Below are 426 nucleotides of genomic sequence, written 5' to 3'. Positions count from 1 at the left end.
TTGTAGGACATTCTATACGGAGTTACAAAGGAACGAGGTAGACGAAGCGACCTGGAAAGGTCCGTCACAGAGGGTAACAACCCCGTAGTCGAAACTTCGTTCTCTCTTGAATGTATCCTGAGTACGGCGGAACACGTGAAATTCCGTCGGAATCTGGGAGGACCATCTCCCAAGGCTAAATACTCCCTAGTGATCGATAGTGAACCAGTACCGTGAGGGAAAGGTGAAAAGCACCCCGGAAGGGGAGTGAAAGAGATCCTGAAACCGTGTGCCTACAAATAGTCAGAGCCCGTTAATGGGTGATGGCGTGCCTTTTGTAGAATGAACCGGCGAGTTACGATCCCGTGCAAGGTTAAGCTGAAGAGGCGGAGCCGCAGCGAAAGCGAGTCTGAATAGGGCGTTTAGTACGTGGTCGTAGACCCGAAA

The 426-nt window shown here is 51.2% G+C and carries 1 rRNA gene; it reads left to right on the top strand.

The annotated features are described in order from the left end of the window. Window positions 1-426 (top strand): 23S ribosomal RNA (locus tag SB773_RS30165); the annotation flags it as partial.

This window comes from Bacillus sp. SIMBA_074 (genome assembly GCF_046534555.1).
Classification (GTDB): domain Bacteria; phylum Bacillota; class Bacilli; order Bacillales; family Bacillaceae_G; genus Bacillus_A; species Bacillus_A mycoides.
Note: the sequence above shows the minus strand (reverse complement) of the source record. Positions and strands in the feature narration are given on the sequence as shown.